At 44.5% G+C, this 23528-nt stretch carries 16 protein-coding genes; 2 read left to right on the top strand and 14 right to left on the bottom strand.

The window, feature by feature from the left end; genetic code table 11:
* Window positions 1–21: 21 nt before the first annotated feature.
* A complete protein-coding gene (locus ACMHKJ_RS15140) occupies window positions 22–507 on the top strand; it encodes a DcrB-related protein (RefSeq protein WP_413495164.1) in 486 nt (161 codons plus the stop codon).
* Between the two features lie 51 nt (window positions 508–558).
* Here the strand turns inward: ACMHKJ_RS15140 and ACMHKJ_RS15145 are convergent, their stop codons facing one another.
* The 6 genes from ACMHKJ_RS15145 to ACMHKJ_RS15170 form a co-directional block, all read right to left on the bottom strand.
* Window positions 559–1212: a glycosyltransferase family 25 protein gene (locus ACMHKJ_RS15145; RefSeq protein ID WP_413495166.1), complete on the bottom strand. Its 654-nt coding sequence runs from the start codon at window positions 1210–1212 to the stop codon at window positions 559–561.
* Window positions 1213–1462: 250 nt separating this feature from the next.
* Entirely contained in the window at window positions 1463–2479 is a 1017-nt protein-coding gene (adhP, locus tag ACMHKJ_RS15150) for an alcohol dehydrogenase AdhP (RefSeq protein WP_413495167.1), read from the bottom strand.
* 152 nt (window positions 2480–2631) lie between these two features.
* A complete protein-coding gene (locus ACMHKJ_RS15155) occupies window positions 2632–3543 on the bottom strand; it encodes a pirin family protein (RefSeq protein WP_413495169.1) in 912 nt (303 codons plus the stop codon).
* A gap of 157 nt (window positions 3544–3700) precedes the next feature.
* Window positions 3701–4924: an HlyD family type I secretion periplasmic adaptor subunit gene (locus tag ACMHKJ_RS15160; protein WP_413495171.1), complete on the bottom strand. Its 1224-nt coding sequence runs from the start codon at window positions 4922–4924 to the stop codon at window positions 3701–3703.
* Window position 4925: 1 nt separating this feature from the next.
* Window positions 4926–7079, bottom strand: coding sequence for a type I secretion system permease/ATPase (locus ACMHKJ_RS15165; protein ID WP_413495173.1), 2154 nt, complete (start codon window positions 7077–7079; stop codon window positions 4926–4928).
* Window positions 7076–8719 carry a TolC family protein gene (locus ACMHKJ_RS15170; protein ID WP_413495175.1) on the bottom strand — a complete coding sequence of 548 codons (1644 nt, stop codon included), beginning with the start codon at window positions 8717–8719 and terminating at the stop codon, window positions 7076–7078. Before ACMHKJ_RS15170 ends, ACMHKJ_RS15165 begins: the two co-directional genes overlap by 4 nt.
* 111 nt (window positions 8720–8830) lie before the next feature.
* Between ACMHKJ_RS15170 and ACMHKJ_RS15175 the strand changes: the two genes are divergently transcribed.
* Entirely contained in the window at window positions 8831–8974 is a 144-nt protein-coding gene (locus tag ACMHKJ_RS15175) for a hypothetical protein (protein WP_413495177.1), read from the top strand.
* A 290-nt stretch (window positions 8975–9264) separates the two neighbouring features.
* Here ACMHKJ_RS15175 and ACMHKJ_RS15180 read toward each other — a convergent pair whose 3' ends face one another.
* From ACMHKJ_RS15180 to ACMHKJ_RS15215, 8 genes are all read right to left on the bottom strand, one after another.
* Entirely contained in the window at window positions 9265–9828 is a 564-nt protein-coding gene (locus ACMHKJ_RS15180) for a hypothetical protein (RefSeq protein ID WP_413495179.1), read from the bottom strand.
* A 323-nt stretch (window positions 9829–10151) separates the two neighbouring features.
* Complete coding sequence (locus ACMHKJ_RS15185; RefSeq protein ID WP_413495181.1) at window positions 10152–12257, bottom strand: peptidase domain-containing ABC transporter; 2106 nt, start codon at window positions 12255–12257, stop codon at window positions 10152–10154.
* Window positions 12254–13579 carry an HlyD family secretion protein gene (locus tag ACMHKJ_RS15190; RefSeq protein WP_413495183.1) on the bottom strand — a complete coding sequence of 442 codons (1326 nt, stop codon included), beginning with the start codon at window positions 13577–13579 and terminating at the stop codon, window positions 12254–12256. Before ACMHKJ_RS15190 ends, ACMHKJ_RS15185 begins: the two co-directional genes overlap by 4 nt.
* A 148-nt stretch (window positions 13580–13727) precedes the next feature.
* Window positions 13728–14015: a hypothetical protein gene (locus ACMHKJ_RS15195; protein ID WP_413495184.1), complete on the bottom strand. Its 288-nt coding sequence runs from the start codon at window positions 14013–14015 to the stop codon at window positions 13728–13730.
* Between the two features lie 733 nt (window positions 14016–14748).
* On the bottom strand, window positions 14749–15024 hold the full coding sequence (locus tag ACMHKJ_RS15200) for a hypothetical protein (RefSeq protein WP_413495186.1): 276 nt from the start codon (window positions 15022–15024) through the stop codon (window positions 14749–14751).
* Window positions 15025–15542: 518 nt separating this feature from the next.
* Window positions 15543–15830 carry a hypothetical protein gene (locus ACMHKJ_RS15205; RefSeq protein ID WP_413495187.1) on the bottom strand — a complete coding sequence of 96 codons (288 nt, stop codon included), beginning with the start codon at window positions 15828–15830 and terminating at the stop codon, window positions 15543–15545.
* A gap of 820 nt (window positions 15831–16650) precedes the next feature.
* The gene (locus ACMHKJ_RS15210; RefSeq protein ID WP_413495189.1) at window positions 16651–19602 is read right to left on the bottom strand and encodes an Ig-like domain-containing protein; all 2952 of its coding nucleotides are present in this window, start codon (window positions 19600–19602) and stop codon (window positions 16651–16653) included.
* Between the two features lie 106 nt (window positions 19603–19708).
* Window positions 19709–23528 (bottom strand): FG-GAP repeat domain-containing protein (locus ACMHKJ_RS15215; protein WP_413495191.1); only part of this gene is annotated, 3820 nt, incomplete at its 5' end.

Below are 23528 nucleotides of genomic sequence, written 5' to 3' on the forward strand. Positions count from 1 at the left end.
ATCTTTTGAGGATTATTATTTATGAGTAAAAGTAACGAATACATTATTCCTGAAGGCAGTTTCATTACGTCTACGCCTAACCTGGATAATACATTAAATATCCTGATTTACCGGGACCCGACATTAAATGAATATAATATTGTCGTACACCGGGCTTTTTTAGATGAAGATGAAACTGTTGAAGAATTTTGTGAAAATGAAGTAAAAACCTTCACCAGAAATCTGGCCGGATTTAAAGAAGAAGGGAAAATGATCACCCATGAATTAGGGCCGATGAAATTAAAAGTTGTACAGATTGCTAACAGCTATCTGGATGAAGGTGAGCGCTTGCAGCAGGTACAATCTATGATTAAGCTACCTTACCACAGAGATAATAACCCGAATAATAACCGCATCATTATTTTTACGCTGAACCGTAAAGGCGAATTTACTGAATATCAGCGTAAACATTATGTTCGTGTTCTGAACAGCTTTGCGCCAAACTCAACAACCGGATTATTAGGTTAATAATACCCCCCTATAGCTAATATAGGGGGCAGTTTTATTATTTTTAATATATTACATTTCGTCGATAGTTCTGCTGAAATAATTTACCCGGTCTGTCGTATACCCTTCAATATCACTCATATCAATCAGCTGATATCCGACACAAGGATAAATGGCAAACCAATTATCTCTCCACATCAGATGATGCCAATAAACATCCAGGCTGCACTGATAGCGACTTATACCTTCATTCATTTTTTCAATAGAGACATCAAAGACAGCAACCAACTCATCATAATAATGCTGATTAATGATATAGCTATTAGAAAGATAAGAGCGGGATATTTTATAAAAACAACCATGTTTCTGTTCAATATCAAAATAACTTCCTGACAGAAAACCGGCATCCCAGTCGGTTGATATCAGACTACTGAAAAAATAATTGATTCTGTCGTGTGATTCATCATCATCATTAAAGACCATATCATCTTCAAGAATGAGTACATTCTGCCAGTTATTCTCTTTTGCCATAGTCAATACAGCAACATGAGACATCGCACAACCCAGCGCCCCCTCATCACGTTCTATCGCCTCAAAGCGAATTATTTTTTCCGGGGGAACGGCCATTTTTTTCAGCTGAGATTCAATATTTTCCCGTCGGTCTGTCCGTTTTGCCAAATTGATATACACAATTTTATCGACAAAACCCCAGTTAACTCTAATCATCCGTGTTCTCCAGGACATTTACATCACACTGTAAAATGTAGTTCAGTAATGAATTTATCTGTAACATTACATAATCAGTGCAGGAATATTATTTCCTATAAATCTCTCATAATTCACGTTATTTTTTGAGCAGATTAATCCGTTATAATTTTATTTTTATAATCTGTTTATCTTTATCACTATGCTCATTAAAAAAAACAGCTGCGGGTTTCCCGGCAGCTGCTTTATGCTCTCTTATACTATCAGAACATTATTTTTTCTTTGTAAAATCAATTACCATACGGCCGGTAAATTTACCCTGCGCCATTTCTTCAAAAATGGTATTGATATCTTCCAGCGGACGTAATGCCACCTTCGGCACAACTTTTCCTTCTGCGCCGAAACGGAACGCTTCTTTCAGATCTTCACGCGTGCCCACCAGCGAGCCAACCACTTCGATACCATCCAGTACCAGACGCGGAATACTCAGATCCATCGTTTCAACCGGGAGACCCACTGCAACAACACGTCCGGCAGCACGAACACTGCCAACTGCTGAATTGAATGCTGATTTAGCCACCGCTGTCACAACTGCAGCATGTACACCACCGAGGTCTTTTTGGATTATTTCATCCACATTGTCCGTTTTCGGATTCAGTACCAGGTCAGCACCCATCTCTTTCGCCAGTTCAAGCTGCTTGTCATTCACATCAATGGCAACCACTTTGGCATTAAACACATTTTTAGCGTATTGCAGCGCAAGGTTACCCAGACCGCCGAGACCATAAATTGCCAGCCACTGGCCCGGTTTAATACCGGAGACTTTAATTGCTTTGTAGGTTGTCACACCCGCGCAGGTAATACTGCTGGCAGCCGCTGATTCCAGGCCATCCGGCACTTTTACCGAATAATCGGCGGTCACAATACACTCTTCTGCCATACCGCCGTCAACGGTATAACCGGCATTTTTCACTTCACGACAGAATGTTTCTTTGCCGCTGTTACAATATTCACAGTGACCACATCCGCGGAAGAACCAGGCGACACTGGCACGATCCCCGACTTTCAGTGATGTAACACCCTCACCGATTTCTGTTACTATCCCAATTCCCTCATGTCCGAGGATCACACCGGAGACATCACCAAAATCAGCATTTTTCACATGCAGGTCTGTGTGACACACACCACAGCATTCCATTTTTAATAAGGCTTCACCATATTTCAGCGGACGTAATTTTTTTTCTTTTATTTCCACTGTTTTATTTTTTGCGACGACAGCAGCTTTCATAGTTCACCTCAATAATGAAACAACGCCCATGTTATGTTCATAAACATAACGACCATTAACTGTTTCAGTGTAACCTGTAATAAGAAGCAATACTGCACTAAGAATGCCAATAATGTGAAGTATTATTAATATAACGAACTATATTCAGACAATTATACCTGAGTATCCGAACGTCGGTGTGCCACCGGATATAGTGGTGCCGGTAACGGCTCACGCAACTCATTTTCCATTACTCCGAAACGGATATCGCCACTGTTCCAGTCACTGACAGCCTGTTGTAATGACAGAGAATTGTAGCCGGCAAAATTCCACCACAGCATAATTTTTTCCTGTACCGGCGCGCCCCCCAGTAAGAGTATCCGTGTCCCTTTCATCAATGTCAGAGTGAGTGAGGATAACCCTTCGCCAAGGTAAACTAATTCATTTGTCGTATAAATTTCATCACGGTAAGTTAATTGCCCTTCCAGAATAAATACACCGTATTCAAAATCGGGACGGGTATCCAGAATGGTTTGAGCTGACTGTTGTGCCTGTAAATCTATGCCGAACAACGGAGAGAAATGCAGTACCGGAGAGCGTTTGTTCCCATATTCCCCGGCAAGCAATGTAAAACTGACCTGATCCGCATTCCAGACAGGTAAATCCGGATAGTGATCAAACCTTGGTGGCATCGCACTCTCAGCAGGCGGCAAAGCAATCCAGAGTTGTGCTGCGTGCAGGCGCGGATGTCGCCCGGCAGAATCTTCGGTATGCGTGATCCCATATCCGGCGGTCATCAGATTGACCTGTCCCGGGCGGATAATCTGTTCTGAGCCCAGGCTGTCACGGTGCAATATTTCCCCCTCCAGCATCCAGGTAAAGGTCTGCAAACCGGTATGCGGGTGCGGGCCGACTTTCATTCCGCCCTCACCTTTAAATACCGCAGGCCCTGCGTGATCAAGAAAGCACCAGGCACCTATCAGCCGCCGGTCTTTCACCGGTAATGCGCGGGAGACCGGCACGCCGCCGACCTCTTTAATATGCGCGCGCAGGCGCTGAGGCAAAACCCCGTGTCTGTCTGTCATTGTGTTACCTGTCTGTTCTGGTGAAATAACGCCGTCAGTATACCGGACTATTACCCTGAGGTATCAGCAGGACGTTAGCATATGCAAGGTAAATAAAAGGAAGTACCTCCGCGTATCACGATGTAACCACGCGGAGGTCTGGAGGTATATGGGAGGATTATCGCTCGCGCAGGGCTTCATTTGCCCGGTTCAGCGGTTTCACCAGATAACGGAGAATCGATTTACTGCCGGTTTTGATGTCTACTTCCGCAACCATCCCCGGGAAAATCTGAAACTCTTTACCTGCTTTATTAATAAGCGCATCTTTACTTGTCCGGATAAGGATCCGGTAATAAACATGATCGCGCTGAATTTCGTCCTGAAGGGTATCCGGTGAGATAAGTATTACCTCCCCTTCCAGTCCGCCGTAAATCGCATAATCGTATGCCGTGATTTTCACCAGAGCAGCGTCATTCAGGCGGATATGCGCAATATCCTGTGGTGAAATTTTCGCTTCCACAATCAGCTGATCATCCAGCGGGATAATATCCATGATTTTACCACCCGGTGCGATAACCCCGCCGATGGTATTCACTTCAATGTTTTTCACAATCCCGCGTACCGGCGAAACAACTGTTGCACGCTGTAATGAGTCATCACGGGCACGCATAATGGACTCCAGCTCTTCCAGTTCTTTATTAGATTCTGCAAGCTGTTCACGCGCATTCACCACATATTCATTATACAGTTCCTGTTTCTTGCTATTCAGTTCAGAGATTGTCCGCTTCAGACGGATTAATTCTACTTCACTTGATGCCCCTGATTTTACCAGACGTTGCAGGATCATCTCTTCACGACGGTAAAGTTGCAGGGAATCATTAACACCTTTGATTGACTGTCCCAGCCTGTCTTTGCGTGATTTATACAGCCTCTGTTCTGCGTTAACCAGTTCAGTATCTTTCTTAACCAAATCCGGGATAATAAATTCACTGCCGGAGACTTCGGCATTCAAACGGGCAGACTTAATCAGATTAGCTTTATAGCGGCTGCGGCTCTCATCCAGAGAAGACTCAAAGCGGGTCTCATCCAGATACGCGATAACCTGTCCTTTTTCAACAATCGTGCCTTCGCGGACTTCCAGTGAAGAGAGAATACCGCCTTCAAGGGACTGAATAACCTGCTCACGGGACGACGGAATAATTTTCCCCTGTCCTTTGGTAATTTCATCCACGTCCGATAACGCGGCCCAGATAAGTAAAATAATAAAAAAGCCTAAAATAACCAGTATCAGGCGGACCAGACGGGGCAGGCTCGGCTCATGCTGACCACCATAGAAAAACGGAACTCCGCGCAGGTTAGTTTCAGGCGTCGGCACCGCCCCCTGAGTTTTCATTTTTTTCATCTCAGTTTCCTGCCTTAGCCGGTGCCGTTGTACCGGACATCAGGTTCTTGAGAACCTCGTCACGGGCACCATCAAGTGCAATTCGTCCGTTATTCATCACTATTATCCGATCAACCAATTGCAGAACACTTGTCCGGTGCGTGGTAATCACCAGTGTTTTGTCCTGCGCCCATGTTTTCAGTCCGCTGATAAGGCGCTGTTCCGCGATTTCATCCAGTGCGGATGTTGGTTCATCCAGCAGCACAATATTCGGATTTGTCAGGATGGTACGGGCAAGCAGAACAGCCTGCCGCTGTCCGCTGGACATCCCGATCCCGCCTTCCCATAAGACCCGGCTCAATCCCTGCGGACTACTGCTGACCAAATCAGCCACACCAGCAATCTGCAATGCGTTAATAATTTGCGTATCATCTGCTTTCGGCGCACCCAGAGTCATATTATCGCGCAATGTGCCGTGTAACAGACGGGAGTTCGCCCCGAGATAACCTATATCACGGCGCACATCGTAAGGATCAATCGCTGATAAATTGACATCATCCAGACGGATTTGCCCGGCTATCGGGTCTAATAACCCGCTCAATGCATACAACAGTGTCGATTTTCCGGAGCCGTTACGCCCGAGAATGGCAATTTTTTCACCCGGTTTAATCGTCAGCGAACCAATCGTCAGTACCGGGTTTGCCTGCACATCATAGGTAACAGCGACATTTTCAAATTCATAATGTCCGGTCAGTGACGGCTTATGAATAAGTTTCGTGCCGTACTGAGCATCAACCGGTTTTTCCATCAGCTCATTCAGGCTTTTTAATGAGACTTTTGTTGATTGCCAACGCGCCAGCAGCCCGGAGATCTGCGCCATCGGCGCCATCATCCGTGAACTGAGAATAGATGCCCCGAGCAGTGCACCGGTGGTGATCGCGCCATCCATCACCAGGAATGCCCCGCACAGTACTGTCACGGCAAAAACCAGTGTCTGTACTGTCTGGCTCCAGGTCATCAGCCCCTGAGTGATAAATTTTACTTTCAGGTTTGTATCACCCACTTTCTCATTCAGGTAGTTCCACTCCTGCTGAAAACGCGGCTCTGCACGGTGAAATTTAATGTCTTCCGCACACTGAACCGCTTCAATCAGAGAGGCATTACGCAGTGTGCTTTCCCGCATCGCTTCATTGGCAAGCACACCCAGCTTAGGCTGAAGCAACAGACCCGGCAGGATCATAAAAAACAGCGCCACAAGCGGAACCAGCGCCAGAGGACCGGCGATCAGCCACAGAATGACCAGGAATAAAAAGAAGAAGGGTAAATCAGATGCGGCCGTTACCGTCGTTGAGGTAATAGTTTCACGGACATTTTCCAATTCCCGTAACTGGGAAACAAAGGTCCCGGTTGAGCGCATGCGCTCTTTCATACGGATACGTAACGCATGACCGAACACGGTATCCGTAATTTTCAGATCCGCCCGTTTACCGATAAGGTCAATCAGCCTTACCCGCATGATCCGCATAGTAAATTCAAATCCCATCGCAATCAGTACACCAATAAAGAGCACCAGCAGAGTAGGAATTGATTTTCCGGGAATAACCCGGTCATAGACCTGCATAGAAAAGATAATCGAACTCAGTGCCAGAACGTTAGCCAGTAACGCGGCAATCAGTACGGACACAAAATATTTGCGATCCCGCAGGACAATATCCCAGAACCAGCTTTTCTTAAACGGCTTGATATAGTCATCCACGCGCGCATCCGGTACATTTCTTTCCGGTCGCGCAAGGATAACATCCCCGCCCTGAGTCAGTTTCAGTAACTCATCCAGTGCAATATGATTTTTTTTCTGTCCGCCGTGCAGTAACTCCACCTGAACACGCCCGTCGGCAGAGATACTCTCTGCATACAGTGCCTGCCCGTCCGGCAGTGCCACAATAAAAGGCAGATACCAGGGATTGAGCATCTCTTTGGTCAGCGGCACCCAGTCAAGCGTCAGACCAATATTACGGGCGATGCGCTGAAGCTCGTTTTTTTGTCCGGTTCCGCTGCTGTACGTAAAATTGACTCTGGCATTCTCTTCCGAAACCGGTAAGCGATAATGACGGGCAGCCAGGAGCAGCGCCTGCAACCACGTTTCATTATATTCACTCTGTTGTTGCTCTGAAATCACTGGAGACTCCGTAGGGATTCATTGGATAATTGTAAGCTTTCGCGGAACCGCCCTAACTGAGAGGAACAACTGATGCTGGTTGCTAAGTAGTCATATTTTGCCGCTGCATAATCGCGCCGTGACTGATGCCATTCCTGATCCGCATTCAGCAAATCGATAATACTGCGCTGACCCAGAGCAACGTATTGCTCCTGATACAGGCGGGTTACATCCTTGAGGGAGAGGTTCCGTGAATCCAGTAATTTCATCCGTTCTTCCAGTTCATTAAGCCGGATTTGCTGGTTACGCCAGTTATTCTCAACAATATTCTGTGTATGGCGAATTTCTGAATTGGCTGCATTTTCCTGATAAACCGCCATGCGCTGCTTCGAATTACTGGTATAGAAATTCGACAACGGCACATTAACGGTCAGCTCAACACTGTGATCTTCGCGCCCGTAACGATCGGTATCTTTTGCATCAAAACGCTGCTGATAAGTGCCCTGTAATCCGATACTCGGCATCGCTTCACGTTTGGCTACTTCGCGGTCACTTTGTGCGATAGTCAGTCCGGCCCTGGCGACCAACACCACCGGAACTGCATTAAAATCAATATTTTGCGCGTAGCACTGCCGGCTATATAAAGATGAATCAACCGGCTGCTCTGATAACAAGCTGACAGAAACACCGGTCATCCGGTTCAGATTGAGGATCTGGTTTTCATGTTCAAGCTTCAGGGTATTAAGCTGAAGTTGTGCGCTATCCTGGCGGGCTTCCGCCTGAACCAAATCAGCGCGGGACGCCGCACCCGCGGCTGTCCGCTCACGGGCAAGGTCGGTAATGTGACGCACGGAACCCAGTTGCTCCTCTGCCAGCACGATATATTCCTGATAGCGTTTTATATCGAGATACAGCATCGCCGTTTTCTCGGCCACTTCATCTGCATTTACAAACACCCGTAGCATAGACTGATCACTGCGTGCGACTAATGAATCTATCTGTGATGAGACTTTGCCGAATGAATAGAGCAACTGGCTGACACTTGCTGTTGCCACATAGCCTTTGTCGCTGTTATTCAGGCTCCGGGAAATCCCTGCCCCCGGTTGCGGATAATATTCAGTTTCTTTCTGATATACCGCTTCTAACTGAGCCCGGTATTGGTTAACCAGTCCGGACAAACCGGCATCCCAGTCTAACGATTTTATAACGGCATCCTGCAATGTCATCCCGCCGGGCATACTGTCCTGCCCGGCAACAGCCGGAACCGCAGCGGTGACGGAGGCATTAACCGGTTGTGATTTCGGCATATTACTCTGAATAGATCGCTGGCGGATAATTTCGCTCTCCGATGCCACCGGATCCCCTGTCAGCGGAACCAATGGCGTTACCAACGGAACATCATCCTGTTTCGCGGTAACCACACGTGCAGATGAAACATCCCGGCGACTCGGTTTTTCCGGCAAGGTGGTTATTTTAGGTGGCGTTTTCACCGGCCGCTGTTCTTCACCGCTGTCCCCGGTCAGTTCGGGTTCCCGTTCAACTTCCTGTGCTGCTTTATAACCAAATGCGCCGAACGAGACTGCCGCAGAAACCGGATGTATACAAACACCGGTAATAATGGCGGCCACAGAAAGGTTGCGTACAAACCAATTTACTTTCACTGCTCAGACCTTTTATGCTGACGAATACCGGTGAATACATAAAAATGAAAACGAAACAGATCCTGATACAGTCAGACTGTGACAGGCAACGCATTTCCGGCCGGAATAATTATGATTATCAGCCTCCTGACTATTCTGAGAAGAGAGAAAGTCAACAGACTGATGAATAGCCCGGAGATGTTGCAGGCGCACCATAACCTTGTCTGCACAATAATGCAGAGTGCAATATCCTGCTCCGGGAAAATTACTGAATAGCGGGTAGCTTATCAAAAAGCCGCAGGGATTTTACGGCGATAGTGATAACATAAAATGTTAATGGCAGGTTGAATAACCTATAATCCAACCTGTAAACAAAAATATATTTTGTAAATGGTTTTTTATTATTCTGAACACAATAATTTCGCTTAGTTATTTAAACGTAGTGTTATTTTAAATAACATTAATGCAAAAACAACATTACAATACAAAGCCATCATTATGTGATGAATAGTTGAGTAAACTCAGTACCCATCACATAACGACAGGTTAATACGCCGAAAATAAAATCAGCGACCGCAATAATATTTCGCTGCATTATAAGCATCTGTATTTGGAAAAACCGATACTTTTTCAAGGTTATCGATATTATAGTTATCAAGTTTAAGTTTGCGGCTGTAGATAACATTATTATTCATCAGATAGGTTTTAGATAGCTGATAACCGCTGAAGTCACGGCAATCCATCACCCAGGTATCGATCACCCGGTTAAAGTAAATACCACTGGGTTTACCCTCCTTTTTAAATTCAACTTTTTTGTCACCAATCCCCTGAGTCATAAAAGAAAACTGAACTTTACGGCCTGCATTCTCTGTAGGAATATTTTGTGTAAAAAACAGACTGAATTCATTTTTGCTGTCACGGATACCGGAATCGATCCATTCAGTATTAAGAAGACTGGTCGTATTCAGATTTGCAGACGATTTTGGTGTAATTCCTGAATTAACCGGATCGGGTACATTAGTTTGCTCAGATGCAGCAATCTGCGCAGGTACAGGTTTAAGAAATTTTTCTGCTGAGGAAAAAAAACTGACTGCCGTTAATGAAAATAAAAGTACACTACGTCGCATCACTATACTTACTCTGTTCATAAGCGTTAATATCCATATATTATAACTTCCGTCGTCTGACAGAATAGTGTGAAAGAAAATGAAGCTCGCCCGACCTGAAATATCAGAGCGATACTATTAATAAAAGGTCAATCTGACCATTATATTATACCACTATGTATTTTTCACTCTCTATAGATGAAATTAACATCATATTTTATATTGAAATAAAAAACACAGATAATAAACGTGTTAATAATTAATAAAATCACAATCATATCTTAACCGTTAATAACCGGGCCAAATAAACAAGTGTAATAACTTATATTTATTTAATTAAAAAATTATTAGTTTATATTTAAATCGATTACCCGGTCTGCCGACTCAATGGTTGACTCGCGGTGAGCAATAATCAGGCGGGTTATCGGCAGTCGGCGGATAGCCTGGTTCACATAGAATTCGCTGTCTTTATCCAGCGCGCTCGTGGCTTCATCCATAAACAGAATACGCGGCTTGCGGTACAGGGCGCGGGCGATAAATACCCGCTGTTTTTGCCCGCCGGACAGACCTTCGCCCAGCTCACCTATCAGCGTTTCATAGCCCATCGGCATCTGCGTGATAACATCATGAATAAAGGCCGCCTGTGCGCAGGCTATCATCAGCGGTTCATCCGGGTTTTCGGTAAAGCCGCAGATGTTTTCACGGATGGAGCCGGAGAACAGTTTGTCATCCTGCATAACGCAGGCGATCATTTTATGATAGTTATTCACACCGAGCTGGCGGATATCAATATTATCAAGAAAGACCTTGCCCTCTGTCGGCTCAAACAGCCCGCACAGAACTTTCATCAGTGTTGTTTTCCCTGAACCGGATGCACCAATAATCGCAACACTCTCTCCGGGCTTTACCGAAATATTAATATTGCGGAAAACCGGCGGTGACTGGCTGTCGTAACTGTAAGCCAGATCGTTGGTTTCCAGCCCGGCGGCTTTCATCTGCGGCTCATACGGGATATCCGGTTTTTTATTTTCCGGTTCACTCAGGGCGATATCTGAAATACGCTCGTTGTGCAGGCTCATCATCCGCAGTTGCAACAGGAATTCAATAACGGACGAGGCACGCGCAGAAAATTGTTCCCGATAAGCACCAAACGCGACAAACATCCCGATAGTCATCGCATTATCAATCACCAGACTCACACCGACCCATAAAATAGCTATCTGGTCACACGCCATAACAAAAGTATTGACCCCGCCGAACAGCATATTCATTTTTGTCAGACGAATCCCTGTATTGATGGAATCTACTTTCAGATTCAGCCAGTGATTACCCCGGCGCTCACTCATTCCCTGGGTTTTCACTGTAGTGATGCCGTAGAGAGACTCCATAAAATACGATCCTGCCCGGGCATTTTTAATCAGGGATTCTTCTGAGAGCCGGCGGTAATAACCATAAGTCACCAGCCGCATAACGATATAAATCCCTGTAAATGCAAGAACAATCCAGGTCAGATATCCGCCGTAGAGAAGCATCATCAGAAACACGCCGATCAGCATAATACCGTCCATGATCGCCCCGACCACACTGGTGGTAAAGGTGGACTGCAGCACATCAAGAGACGCAAAGCGGGAATGGATGTCCCCGAGCTTCCTTCGCTCAAAATAACTCAGCGGCAGGCGCAACAGGTGGGTAAACAGCCCGGATTGCCACTGAACATTAATAACCGTCCCCATCACCAGTGTCGACCATGCCCGGCACATACTGACCGCAGCCCTCAGCAGAATAAAGAAAATAAGCCCGGTACAAATAAGAGAGAGCAACCCTTTTTCTCCCGCCGGTATCGCGTGATCCATCACCAGTTGTGTTCCCGCCGGCATAATCAGCCCGATAGCTTCAATCACCACCGAAAACGCAAAAATTTTCAGCAGGGCTTTTTTCAGCCCGTGAATGTTACCGACAAGCTTGCGCAGGCTCAGTTTATTGACCACTTCCTGGCGGGTAAAGGTACTGCCGGGCCAGGCTTCCAGCGCAACCCCGGTGAAATTGCGGGACATCTCCTCCTTCCCCGCAATTCGGCGACCGTATGCAGGGTCGTGCAGGATAAAACGATTTCCTTTTATTTTTACCAGCACCAGGAAGTGGTTAAAATCCCAGTGTAAAATACAGGGCAGACGCAGGTTAGTCAGATCATCCATATCCAGTGACAACGCACGGGTCGTCATACCCAGCCCTGAGGCAATACCTGTCAGCCCGGCCAGTGTTGCACCACGGGCTGACAGATTAAACTGCCGGCGCAGAGAGATAAGGTCGGTACTTTTGCCGTAATGCGCACAAATCATTGCCAGACTGGCAAGCCCGCATTCAGAGGACTCAGTCTGATGAATAACCGGAACGCGGCTGAGGAGCGTAATATCAAGTTTTTCAATGATACTTTTAATGGATAAACGGCTCATACGGCTCCCCTGTCAGCTGACAAACCAGGAGAGATAACAGTATCTTCTGAGGGTACCACCGGCTCAGAGGCACTTTGTTTCATGTTATAAAAAGGCGACACCATCCACTGATAAATTTTCCGTTTTTCCAGGAAAAATGTCGTTTGTACTTTCATTCCGTTTTGCAGGCTCAGTTGACGCCCGTCATAGGTGATCCGTTCCTTTTCCGGATGCACAATGACTTTGTAATAAGGAACAGACTGAGCCCGGTAATCGTTCGGAGCCCCTGCATACGTCATCATTTCCTGCGGGGAGGCGGGTGCCGTGGAGATAAGCCGGATCACTGCAGCAAACAGTCCGAATTTTTCAGCCGGAAACGCGTCATAGCGGATATTGACGGCATCACCGACTCTCAGATAGGGCAAAGCATCGTCAGGAACCCAGAGCACCAGCCGGTACCGGCTGGCATCTTCCGGTAAAATCTGCAGCAATGTGTCACCGGGATTGACCATCTGGCCAACGGTTACGCCCAGGGAGTCCACCCATCCGTCCGTCAGCGCCCGCACAACAATTTCGCTGCCGGCATCATTATTTACCTGCTCTTTTTGTAACTCAAACCGCTGTAATTCCATCTGATAAATCCGGTTATCAAATTCGGCGGCCTGACTGAATATTTGCCCTTCCAGGGCGGTAATCTGCAGGGCATTTTGTTCATTTTGTCCGCTCAGCCCCAGCAAATTGTTTTGTTGTGAATAATAAAGTGCAACCTGATTAAGCCACTGGTCTTTATTTATCAGTCCTTTTTCCCGGTACCCACGATAATTATCCATATTCTGTTTCATAATACGGATCCCTTCTTCGGCCCGTTTAATAATACCGGCAGAACGGGCATGGGCATCAATATAGAGGTTTTTCTGTTTCTCCAGTGCGGCCAGTGTGGTCTGTTTATTTTCTTCAAGGCGGGTGATCATGTCTGTGATACGTTGTAACTGATTTTGTATTTCACGCCGCTGGTTGTCACTCACCACACCGCTGGTTGTTGCTTTATTAATATCAATAATATAAATGGGATCATTTTTTTTAACAGCCTGCCCTTCGCGGACATATTGCTGCGTAATAAATCCCTGTACACCTGCATAAACGGTGACGGCACGCGGGTAAGTGGAAACCTCACCGATGGCATTAACTTGGCGTGTGTAAGAGCCTGAAATAATGAAGGTCAGAAAAGAGAACAGAAATACCGTACAAAGAATAGTAATTACCCAAAGCGGAATACCGGGTAATAACAGGGCTTTACCCTGCCATTTCATTTTTCTGTTATTAAGCGCTTCCTGCCGGAACAATATCGGCCTCTGCCTGTCGGCATCAGGTTATTCAAGATATTTAGTATTAGCAGAAAAAATAAAAAAACGGGATCTCATAAAATAATGAGATCCCATAATTTATGATATTGACCAAAATAAAGTCAATACCATTAATCAGTGGTATAGATTAACCAAGCAGCTTTTTAAATAAGCCACCAACGCCCGGAAGAGCAGTTAAGCGGGATTCAATTTTATCCACGATGCTTCCGCCAATCTGTGAACTCAGATCTTTACCTAAGCCCGCATATTTTTCTGCGATATTAATTTGACCCAGAACCGGTACTTTTACGTTCATGAATTGACCGAGCGCCTGAAATACAGCATCACCAGCTTTACTGCCAAAACCAACTAAAGCATCTTTAATAAAACCAGCACCAGATGCATTTTCAACTTCCTGAATATTTAATTCTCTCATTTTCAAATATCCCTTTTATTGTTAGTTAAGTGGCGTCATTCATATCTGAGCTTGTACTTATTTTAAATGAAACTATAACCAACAATGAATAGAGAAAAATACGTAACGAAGAAACACACAGAGTTATCTTATTTTTATCCACCATGCATCCATATCGTTTTTTACAATAATACATCTCTTAATTATCATATATATATAGATGTAAATCATGTTTCATATTATTTCAGGATGTATATTTAAGCCTAAAAAACAATAACTACGTATTAATTAGCAATACTTAATTTATTGTAAATATTTTATTATTTTCGTAATAAAAAAATACCGGATTACAACATAACCAGAACCAATATCAATGCAGGCATTACAATATGAAGGGATAAGAATAAGTATATAACATTCAAATCGGATAGTAGATATGATTAAATGAAGAGCATGACTCATAAACTATTTTTAACAATTTAATTCAACCTGATTTATAGTGCCCCCATAAATAATACAGACTATTCTTATGAGAATAAGACTACTCTCTGAATAACTCCGGATATCTGTGGGCAATAAACGAAGACAAAATGAAGCATAAATAAACTATTTAATCCGGCAGGGATTAACATAGTCGACGACATCCTGAAATATGACAGGTATATAACTAAAAATCCTCTGGAGTAATAACCACAGAGGATCTTATTATGACCAGCATTCTGACATTGCGATATTATAAATATTACATCATTGCTTATTTACAAATACCACCGAGGTCGACAAAACTGCCTAATTTATCTTCAATCACACCACCAACCATTGAGCCAACACGCCCTCCCACTTCTTTACCCAGCCCCGGATAGGCATCAGCAAGACTGACCGTACCAATAAGAGGCAGATCAACCGTCAGATAAGGACCAAGAAGCTCATATCCCCAGCCGCCAATTTTTTTACCAAGCTCGGTAATTGTATCCTGAACACAACCTGCACCGGAAACCTGTGTAATTTCAGCGTAATTTAATTCTTTCATGATTATTTCCTTTTACTAAAAATAAAATATAACTTAAATAATATAATGACTATGAATATAGATATTATTACGGGGAACGCTTTCCCGATAGAAACCAACTATCTAATTTACAAATCATTAATTATTCGTTAAATATATTACTGACTATTTTTATACTTAGGTAAATCAATATAAATTATATAGGCATCTATAAATATAAAGGCTGCAATGTAATTATCAGGATGATAATGAATAAAACCGTCATACGCTATTATATGGCCGCTATTTATGCGCTTATCCCTTCAAACTACAGATTCATTGGTTTCAGTTTGAAGGACGTTAAGTATAGGCAGTATTTTTTGTTCAGAATATAATTGTCCGGTACCATAAATCAAAACGGGAGTTCATTTAATAATGAGCTCCCTTGAACTATATTATTGAATTAAAGACCAATATGTTTATATACCCTTATTCATTCAAACTGCAGGTTAGCTGGCTGAACTGCATCTTGAATGGCGTTGGGTATAGCACTGATTCAATTAAGCAAAAATACCTTTAAATAACCCACCAATGATAGGAAGTCCACTTAAATTAGTTTCAATTTTGTTACCAATACTTCCACCGATCTGAGAACCAACATCTTTACCTAATCCGGGAAATTTGCTGGCAATGTTAATTGAACCAAAAATAGGAACGTTAACATTCATGTGCTTACCAAATTGTTTAAATGCAAAATCACCAATTTCCCCGCCAAGACTGATGAATCCATCTTTGATAAAACCAGCACCGGAAATAGTTTCAATTTCATTAACACTTAATTCTTTCATGTATAAATATCCCTTTTATTTATTGCTTAATAAGTACGCCATATGACTTTGATTACTCTGCGCTTATTTTAAATGAATTACCGAACATTAATAATAGGTAAAGAAACGTAATTCAAAAATCAGTACCCCCCCCTTAACGCAGGCAATTAACCAATAAATACCGTTGACATTAAAAACCCTTACCTATCAACATGATGAAATTATTTTATTTTTATTTTTATTTTAATGACAAATAAGCACATGGATTTATGGTTATCGCGACATGCAGTTACTTTACCTATATGATAAAATTTTTGTAATTAATTAGATAAGTAATAATTTATTTAAACATCTCATTGTGAACAATTAATTATGATATCCAGCAAAAATCAATACCTTTGATACATAAAAATGCACTGCTAATATCTTTCACGAAGAAGCAATCATTAAATACACTTAACAAAAACAGACATTGCTACTTAGCTATAAATTACAAGAAAACAAGATGATTCTTATGCCTGAATTACAAGTTACGCCGTATTTATTTCCCGTTACAACTATGCAGAATCATCACTATGCAATGTTTTTCCGGTGTTTTATTTATGTCCCTCCCCGGAGTCAATAATATTAACTGATATTCAGACAACCAATAACACCACCTGAAAACACAAACAAATTATGTAAAAATGATAACGTCTATTTATTTACCAACGCAGACCACCTTATTAAGGATACAATAGGTACCAGAAACATAGGATATTTATATTATGAGTTCTGGTATAACTTAAAATTAATATGATTGCAGGATAATTCATGCAATCATATTGAATATCAGGCAGGATTAATAAAGCTGAAGTTGCTGAGTATCGGTCATATCCACAAAGACCGGCATTGCCTCCGTATACAGAGCATAAGATAGCACCCCATTATCATGGCTGGTTTCTGTTTCCTGCTGATGTTCTTTCTGTTGCTCATCAGAAAAAGAAGCCAATAGTGTATTGATATCGTTACCCGGAATTACTGCATTAAGTAACTTCGGAATGGACAATAACTGAATATCCTCAGTCATATCACTCTGCCCGTTAGTTTCCGGCTGCTGTTTATCTGACATCAGCAGCACTTTACCGATAAGTCCCTCTGCTGACGATAATGACTGAAAATCATGCACAGTGCTATCATCCGCCGGCGCTGCGGCCTTACCGGAGATAGTGATATCGTCACTGTTACCTGCGATTTTACTGGTATTACCGGCAGCATCAGTCTGGCGGACCTGAATAGTACCACGCTCATAATCACCATGGGCCAGCGCAAAGTTATCACCCTGACCTTTCAGCCAGCTCTTCCCGCCATCAACTGAGTATTCCCAGCCTGCTTCTTTTTCCAGTCCGGTAAGAATGATTTTACCGCCGTTAAGCGTCTGTCCCGGAGCCGATGGTGCAACAGTATCAATAATAACTTTATCAAATTTACTCACCTGGCTGGCATTTCCGTTATCATCAAAATAACGTACCTGAACCTGATGGGCATCGTAAGTACCGTCTTTGAGCGTAAATGCCGTTTGTGAGCCTTTACTCCAGGTTTTTCCGCCATCTGCGGAGTATTCCCAGCGCTTTGCATCCGTCATCTCTTTCACAACAATTTTGCCGTTGGCTGTAATATTATCGTGATCAGAAATCCCGGTATCCGCTTCCAGCGATAAAACTGCACCTTTTGATGGAGCATGCCCGCCGGTGACCGTCATTTTTACACCTTCATTTCCCTGCTTGTCTGTGCTGCTGAGAGTCCCGGTGTCTCCGGATTTAAACGGGTTCGGCTCTGCAACCCAGGTGCCGTCCGCTTTTACCTCAACTTTTTGCAGCAGATTGCCTTTTTTATCTTTGATCAAAATATAGCTGCCGGCATCCCCTGTTCCGGATAGTTTAAGTACGCTGTTTTCCTTAATCTCAGGAGAGGAAGGCGGTAATTTGGCGCCACTTTCAACCGCAAGATCCCCCGTCACATTTCCGGCAGGATCCTTACCGACCATGGTACCTTTGCTGTTTTCAGTGAACGGATTAGGCTCAATTTTCCAGTTTCCGTCTTCATCAACACGGGCTTTTCCGATGATCTTTTTATTGTCATCTTTAAAAATAATTCCGGTTCCCGGTTCTCCGGTTCCTGACAGGTGTGTACTGTTGTTTTCCGTAATTACCGGGTTTTTCGGCGGAGTATGGTCACCACTGTCAAATTCAGTGCTTTTACTGTTTGCAGAGCCCTCTTCCGAGGCCGTTATTGTGCCTTTCTGACCATCACCCAGCGGGTTTTTATCAAATTTCCATTCGCCTTTTTCATTGGTTTTGGTGGTACCAATGACTTCGCCCTGCGCATCTTTCAGGGTGATCGTACTGCCCGGTGTAGCTTTTCCGCTCAGCCCTTTGCTGTTATTGGTATCAATAACGGGTGAAGGTAATGCTGCATCGCCGTGTCCGGTGAGTGTCTGTTTTGCACTTTCCCGGCCAGCATTATTGATAACATGAATGGTTCCGCTCTCTCCTTTTGCAAACGGGTTAGAGGCAAAATGCCATTTACCGGTTGCATCCGACATCGTCGAGGCAATGAGCTTGCCATTGGCATCCATAATAATAATTTTGCTGTTTTCAGGTCCGATACCACTGAGATACTCGCCGTTTTCCTGAACTGATGGCCCGAGTGGCAAGGCATTATCACCGACGCGAATGCTGACTGATGCGCTGTCGTTTCCGGCAGGATCCCGCGCAATAACTTCAACAAGTGCGCCGTCCGGTAACGGGTCTTTAATAAACCAGGTACCATCCGGTTTGACTGTTGCATTTATGGCTACCGGTTTTCCGGCATAATTAACAATCACGCGGACGCTGCAACCTTTTTCCACCGTCCCCGTCATAGTGAACTCATCATTCTGAGTGATAACAGGAACATCAGGCAGGCTCTGTTTGCCACCGGTAATATCCTGATGAGCACTCTCTGTACCATTTTCACCTTTGGCATAGATTTTACCGGCTTCCCCTTCTTTCAGTGGATTCGCGCCGTTAATTGCCCAGTTTCCGTCTTTATCAACTTTGGTTGTTGCAACTTGTTTACCACGGCTGTCCAGCACAATAACGGTACTGCCCGCCGTCCCGGTACCGGTTAGTCCGCGCGCGTTGTTGTAATCCACTTTCGGGGTATCAGGTGCTTTACCGGAGTTATCATCACTATCTGAATTTCCGGAACCGCCACGGTTACGTGCCAGCGCGATACCACCACCAATCCCCAGTGCACCGAGTAACAACCAACCGGCATCCACTTCCGGTATGCCGGATTCCCAGCTGAAATTATCACCGGCAGCCTCTGCCTGAGTCAGCGTGACCGTCGAACTGCTGCTGAGTGAGTCGGCTGACAGACCAGATTCAGCCTGATAAATAACTGCACCACCGTTTGTGGTTTCGGCCAGGATATCCCCTTTATAAAGGTAATAATCCTTAATAATAATGTCCGGTTCATCTTTATCAGGATCGGTATAAATCCAGAGATCACTGCCCGCGCGGCTGACATTAATTGAATCCGGTAACTGACCGGTTCCTTCATCAGTTAAGAGATAATCAGTATCTGCCTGCGCCTGAATGACCAGAGTTGCGGCTTGTGCTTTACGCCCGCCCAAACCGGGCACGACAGAGTCATTTATCTGCACCAGGGGTTTATCCCCTGCCCCGATATTCATGACTGATTTTGAAATATTGGTTGCCAGGGTTGTTTTGTGGGTCGTTTTATTTACTAATCCGACGGAAATGCTCAAATCTCACCTCTGAAAATACTGGCGTTTTCTGCGTTACCCGCTAAAAACGTTAAATACGAAAAAGAGCCGGGGGTTATCCCCCGGCTCCGATCACTCATGATATCTGTCAGAATACGATCTGGTGGTTTGCCAGCAGCATTGCCAGGTCAACCTTATCCGCATCAACATTATCAAAATGAAGATCCGCAATTTTCACTGAGTTATATTCCCCGCCTTTACCATCACGATCTAAAAGCAGTGAACCATTTTCCAGTTTCAGGTAATCCGTGATAGTCGTATCTGTTATCACTGCTTTACCATTTACATATTTAGCAACGTTATCAAACGAGCCACCTTTATAACCGACAAGCAGGTCACTGATGTTCACAATATCTGCGTTGGCGGTCGCTTCTACCGTACCGACCCAGAATTGATTGAGCTGATCCACACCGTGGCCACCCGAGTTATTATCTGCCAGCAGACGGTACATAATCGTATCCTGTCCGCCAGCTCCCAGATGGAAAGTGTTATTACCCGCGCCGCCATCAAAGAAGTTATCTGATGAGTTAGAGTAGAATGTATCATCCCCTTCACCGCCACGGATCCCTTCGATATTGGAGAACTTCTGGCTACCGTAACCGGTATTCTGATAATTCGTTTCACGCAGATCGACGGTGATATTCGTTTTCCCGGCCAGTTTGAAGTCAACGATATCAATACCGCCTTTATCACTCCACTGACGGGCACCATTCACCAGATAACTACCACCACCGCCTTCATAGGCATTTTCACCCAGGGTTGCAAAGAAGGTATCGTTATAGCCTGTACCCACAACGCCTTTACCTATGTTGGCATTACTTGCCGAATTTCCTGATTCAGCCGTCAGAACATAGGAATCCCAGTTCTTCCCGGTGGTCAGTCCGCCCCAGCTTGCATTCACGTTGGCGATGGAGAAATCACCCACATGACTTTCAGCCCCGATATTCTGCTGAACACCATTAACGTTACGCAACAGAACCGCATTATAGGTTTCATCGGCTTTCAGACCGTAGAAACTCAGTAAACCGGTGCTGTTACTGGTCTGGTTACCCGCCTGGTGGTTAATCACCTGTGTGGCGACCAGATTACCGTTGGAGTCATACAACTTCACAGTATTACCGAAGAATGCATTAATCCCCTCATGGTCGAGGATCTTAATGTGCATCGCAGTACCTTCTTTCAGCTCATTATCATTTTTAATAAACTGAGCACCGTTAGTCCCGGTAAATATCATCAGATCCTGACGACCGTCCCAGTCCACGTCGATATTAAGCAGACCGGAATAGCCTGTACCGGATACACCTTTTGCTGACGAATACAGTACTTTGCTTTCAAATTTAGATACAGGCCCGGAAGAGCTGTTTGTATACAGCGTAACATCCTGTTTTCCTGAACCTAATGGAGCACCTGTATAAGCCAGACGCGGGATAGTTACTACATCAGTTTTACCATCCATATTCCAGTCAACGGACAGTGCGCCACCGACATCAGAACCATCTTTAAAGTTATGGAAATTATTTGCCTTACCTACAGATCCCAGTGCGGTATCCTGACTGATATTCCCTTTACCATCGTTGTAGAAAATATAACTGTCAGTACCGGTACTGTTATAATAAGCGTTTACTGACCCGAGGAATAAATCCAGGTGACCATCACCATTAAAGTCAGCCCAGACCAATGACTGTCCGTTGAAACCGTCCACATCGCCATAACCGGCAATGCCGTATCCCATATTTTTATCCGTTGCACTGGTCAGAACCTGAGTGACTTCAAACCCGCCTTTACCGGTATTTGAGGTAATAACCAGCCTGCCATTCTGAGAAGAATAAGCACTCGTATCAGTACCAATATAGTTTCTGCCGAATGTGGCGTTATAAACAATATCAACATTCCCGTCATTATTCAGGTCAACACTGGAAACCAGTTTATGCGGCGTTGCCTGACCTTTCTGACCATATGCGATATATTCCGGATCTTTATCCGCACCATTAACGGTATCATCAAGATAAGTAGGATCCTTACGGAACTGACCTTTATCGTTGATGATAAATTGAGTATCGTACCCGCGCCCGCCGTTAGCATCATTCGGAGTCCGGTCACCGAAAACAAGATCAACAAAACCATCACCGTTTTTATCGTAGAGGGCAGTCCCTCCCCACCATGACCAGGTGTTGGCACTCGTTGTTCCCGTACCGCTGTATTTCGGATCTACCGGATCACCATAGATACCGGAATGGTTAGGATCACCCATCTGGAAAGCATAATATTCATCATTGATTACCTGATTATTAACTCTTCCATCTGCACTTGTTATATTGTGCTGACCCGGCATATACCTGAATGCCTGCTGCCCGTCAGCGTAGTACGAATCGAGCCCGACCAAATCCATATAACCATCACGGTCAAAGTCCACAAAAGACATAGAACCATAAACACCTTTCTGACCGTTTGATTTCAGGGCATTCGTTTTGAATGACGAGGTATTAGTAATATCCGTACCATTCTGATCCAACACGTTCATATTGGAGAAGATACGCCATGCACCGTTTTCACCGATAGTCATGCCCGTTGCTTTATTCGCCGCGTCATTACTTGGCGGAATAACCGGCGCCTCAGGCTCTTTACCAATATGGACTTCATTCAGTGTCTTATCCTGAACAACAATACTGTTATCTGTATTCAGTAACTTCGCGACAACATCATAGTTTTTGTCTGCACTTAATCCTGCGTTTGCCGGTAATTTGACATACCAGGTGTTATTCAGCGGATCAACAACTACGCCGCCATCCAGTGATGTATAGGTTTTACCATTAATGGTAACTTCCAGGTGCTCATCGTCATAGATTTGGAAACCGACAGACCCGGAAACAATCGGATGCGTATCCAGCGTATTGACCTGATTAACTTTGATTTCAAGGTCAACATTCAATGTGAAGTCATCGGAATGCTTACCCAAACCCGCGCCATTACTGACAACTGCTTCAAATTTAGGCGATGAGCCGTTCACCAGGCGGTGTGCTTCCGGTATAAAGAAGGACCAATTTTTATCTGCATCCATCGTCGCAGTGCCCATCAGCACTTCTTTACCGCTACCAATCGCACCTTTTGTTGTGTCATAAATCAGGACTGATTCACGCACCTTCAGTGTCTGCGATACCTTACCAAACAGTTCAGGGTTACGGTCATCGGTAGTCGTTCCGTTACCAAATTGTCCCTGTTCATTACCAACATGGTCGTTATACCCGGCAATAGTGACCAGTACTTCAGGAATAGAGGTATCCAGATTGATATCATATTCATCGGATGCACCGGGAACACCAGCCAAAGTTTCAACAACCGCTTTCCAGGTGTAATGTCCGTCATTAACCAAGCTGCCGGTATACTGCCAGGTCAGATCATTATTGACCGTTATAGTGCCGACTCTGACGTCATTCAGATAAAGAGCCAGAATCTGATTTGCTTTCAGAGCGGCACTTACCGTACCGTGCAGTTCAGGGGTTTTATCATCGGTATAACCCCCTTTGGCAATATTTCCCTCGAACGGCTTCACATCATCAAGAACTGAGATAATTTTGACTGTCTGATCCGGCACAGTGGTATCGACATTAATAACGTATTTACCAGACTCCGTTCCTGTATTACCGGACTTATCAACAACCAGAGCGGTATAGCTATACTTGCCGTCGTTAGTCAGCGTATCGGAAAATGTCCAGCTTGTTCCGGTGACTTTTGCATAATCAAGGAATACACCGTCACGGAACACGGCAACCATTTCAGTATTGCTCAGCGCCTGACTGACAGTACCGTTCAGAGTTGGTGTCTTATCATCGGTATAACCGTTGTTATCCACTTTACCTGTTACCGGTTTCACATCATCCATCACCTCAGTGATAGTCACCGTCTGCGTT

Source organism: Morganella psychrotolerans (genome assembly GCF_965118875.1).
Classification (GTDB): Bacteria; Pseudomonadota; Gammaproteobacteria; order Enterobacterales; family Enterobacteriaceae; genus Morganella; species Morganella psychrotolerans_C.

What these genes read in the sequence shown, in the direction of transcription:
- ACMHKJ_RS15140 (WP_413495164.1), top strand. Translation starts at nt 22, where the DNA reads ATGAGTAAAAGTAACGAATACATTATTCCTGAAGGCAGTTTCATTACG.
- ACMHKJ_RS15200 (WP_413495186.1), bottom strand. Translation starts at nt 15,024, where the DNA reads ATGAAAGAATTAAATTACGCTGAAATTACACAGGTTTCCGGTGCAGGT.
- ACMHKJ_RS15155 (WP_413495169.1), bottom strand. Translation starts at nt 3,543, where the DNA reads ATGACAGACAGACACGGGGTTTTGCCTCAGCGCCTGCGCGCGCATATT.
- ACMHKJ_RS15185 (WP_413495181.1), bottom strand. Translation starts at nt 12,257, where the DNA reads ATGAGCCGTTTATCCATTAAAAGTATCATTGAAAAACTTGATATTACG.
- ACMHKJ_RS15145 (WP_413495166.1), bottom strand. Translation starts at nt 1,212, where the DNA reads ATGATTAGAGTTAACTGGGGTTTTGTCGATAAAATTGTGTATATCAAT.
- ACMHKJ_RS15205 (WP_413495187.1), bottom strand. Translation starts at nt 15,830, where the DNA reads ATGAAAGAATTAAGTGTTAATGAAATTGAAACTATTTCCGGTGCTGGT.
- ACMHKJ_RS15160 (WP_413495171.1), bottom strand. Translation starts at nt 4,924, where the DNA reads ATGAAAAAAATGAAAACTCAGGGGGCGGTGCCGACGCCTGAAACTAAC.
- ACMHKJ_RS15195 (WP_413495184.1), bottom strand. Translation starts at nt 14,015, where the DNA reads ATGAGAGAATTAAATATTCAGGAAGTTGAAAATGCATCTGGTGCTGGT.
- adhP (WP_413495167.1), bottom strand. Translation starts at nt 2,479, where the DNA reads ATGAAAGCTGCTGTCGTCGCAAAAAATAAAACAGTGGAAATAAAAGAA.
- ACMHKJ_RS15175 (WP_413495177.1), top strand. Translation starts at nt 8,831, where the DNA reads ATGATTATCAGCCTCCTGACTATTCTGAGAAGAGAGAAAGTCAACAGA.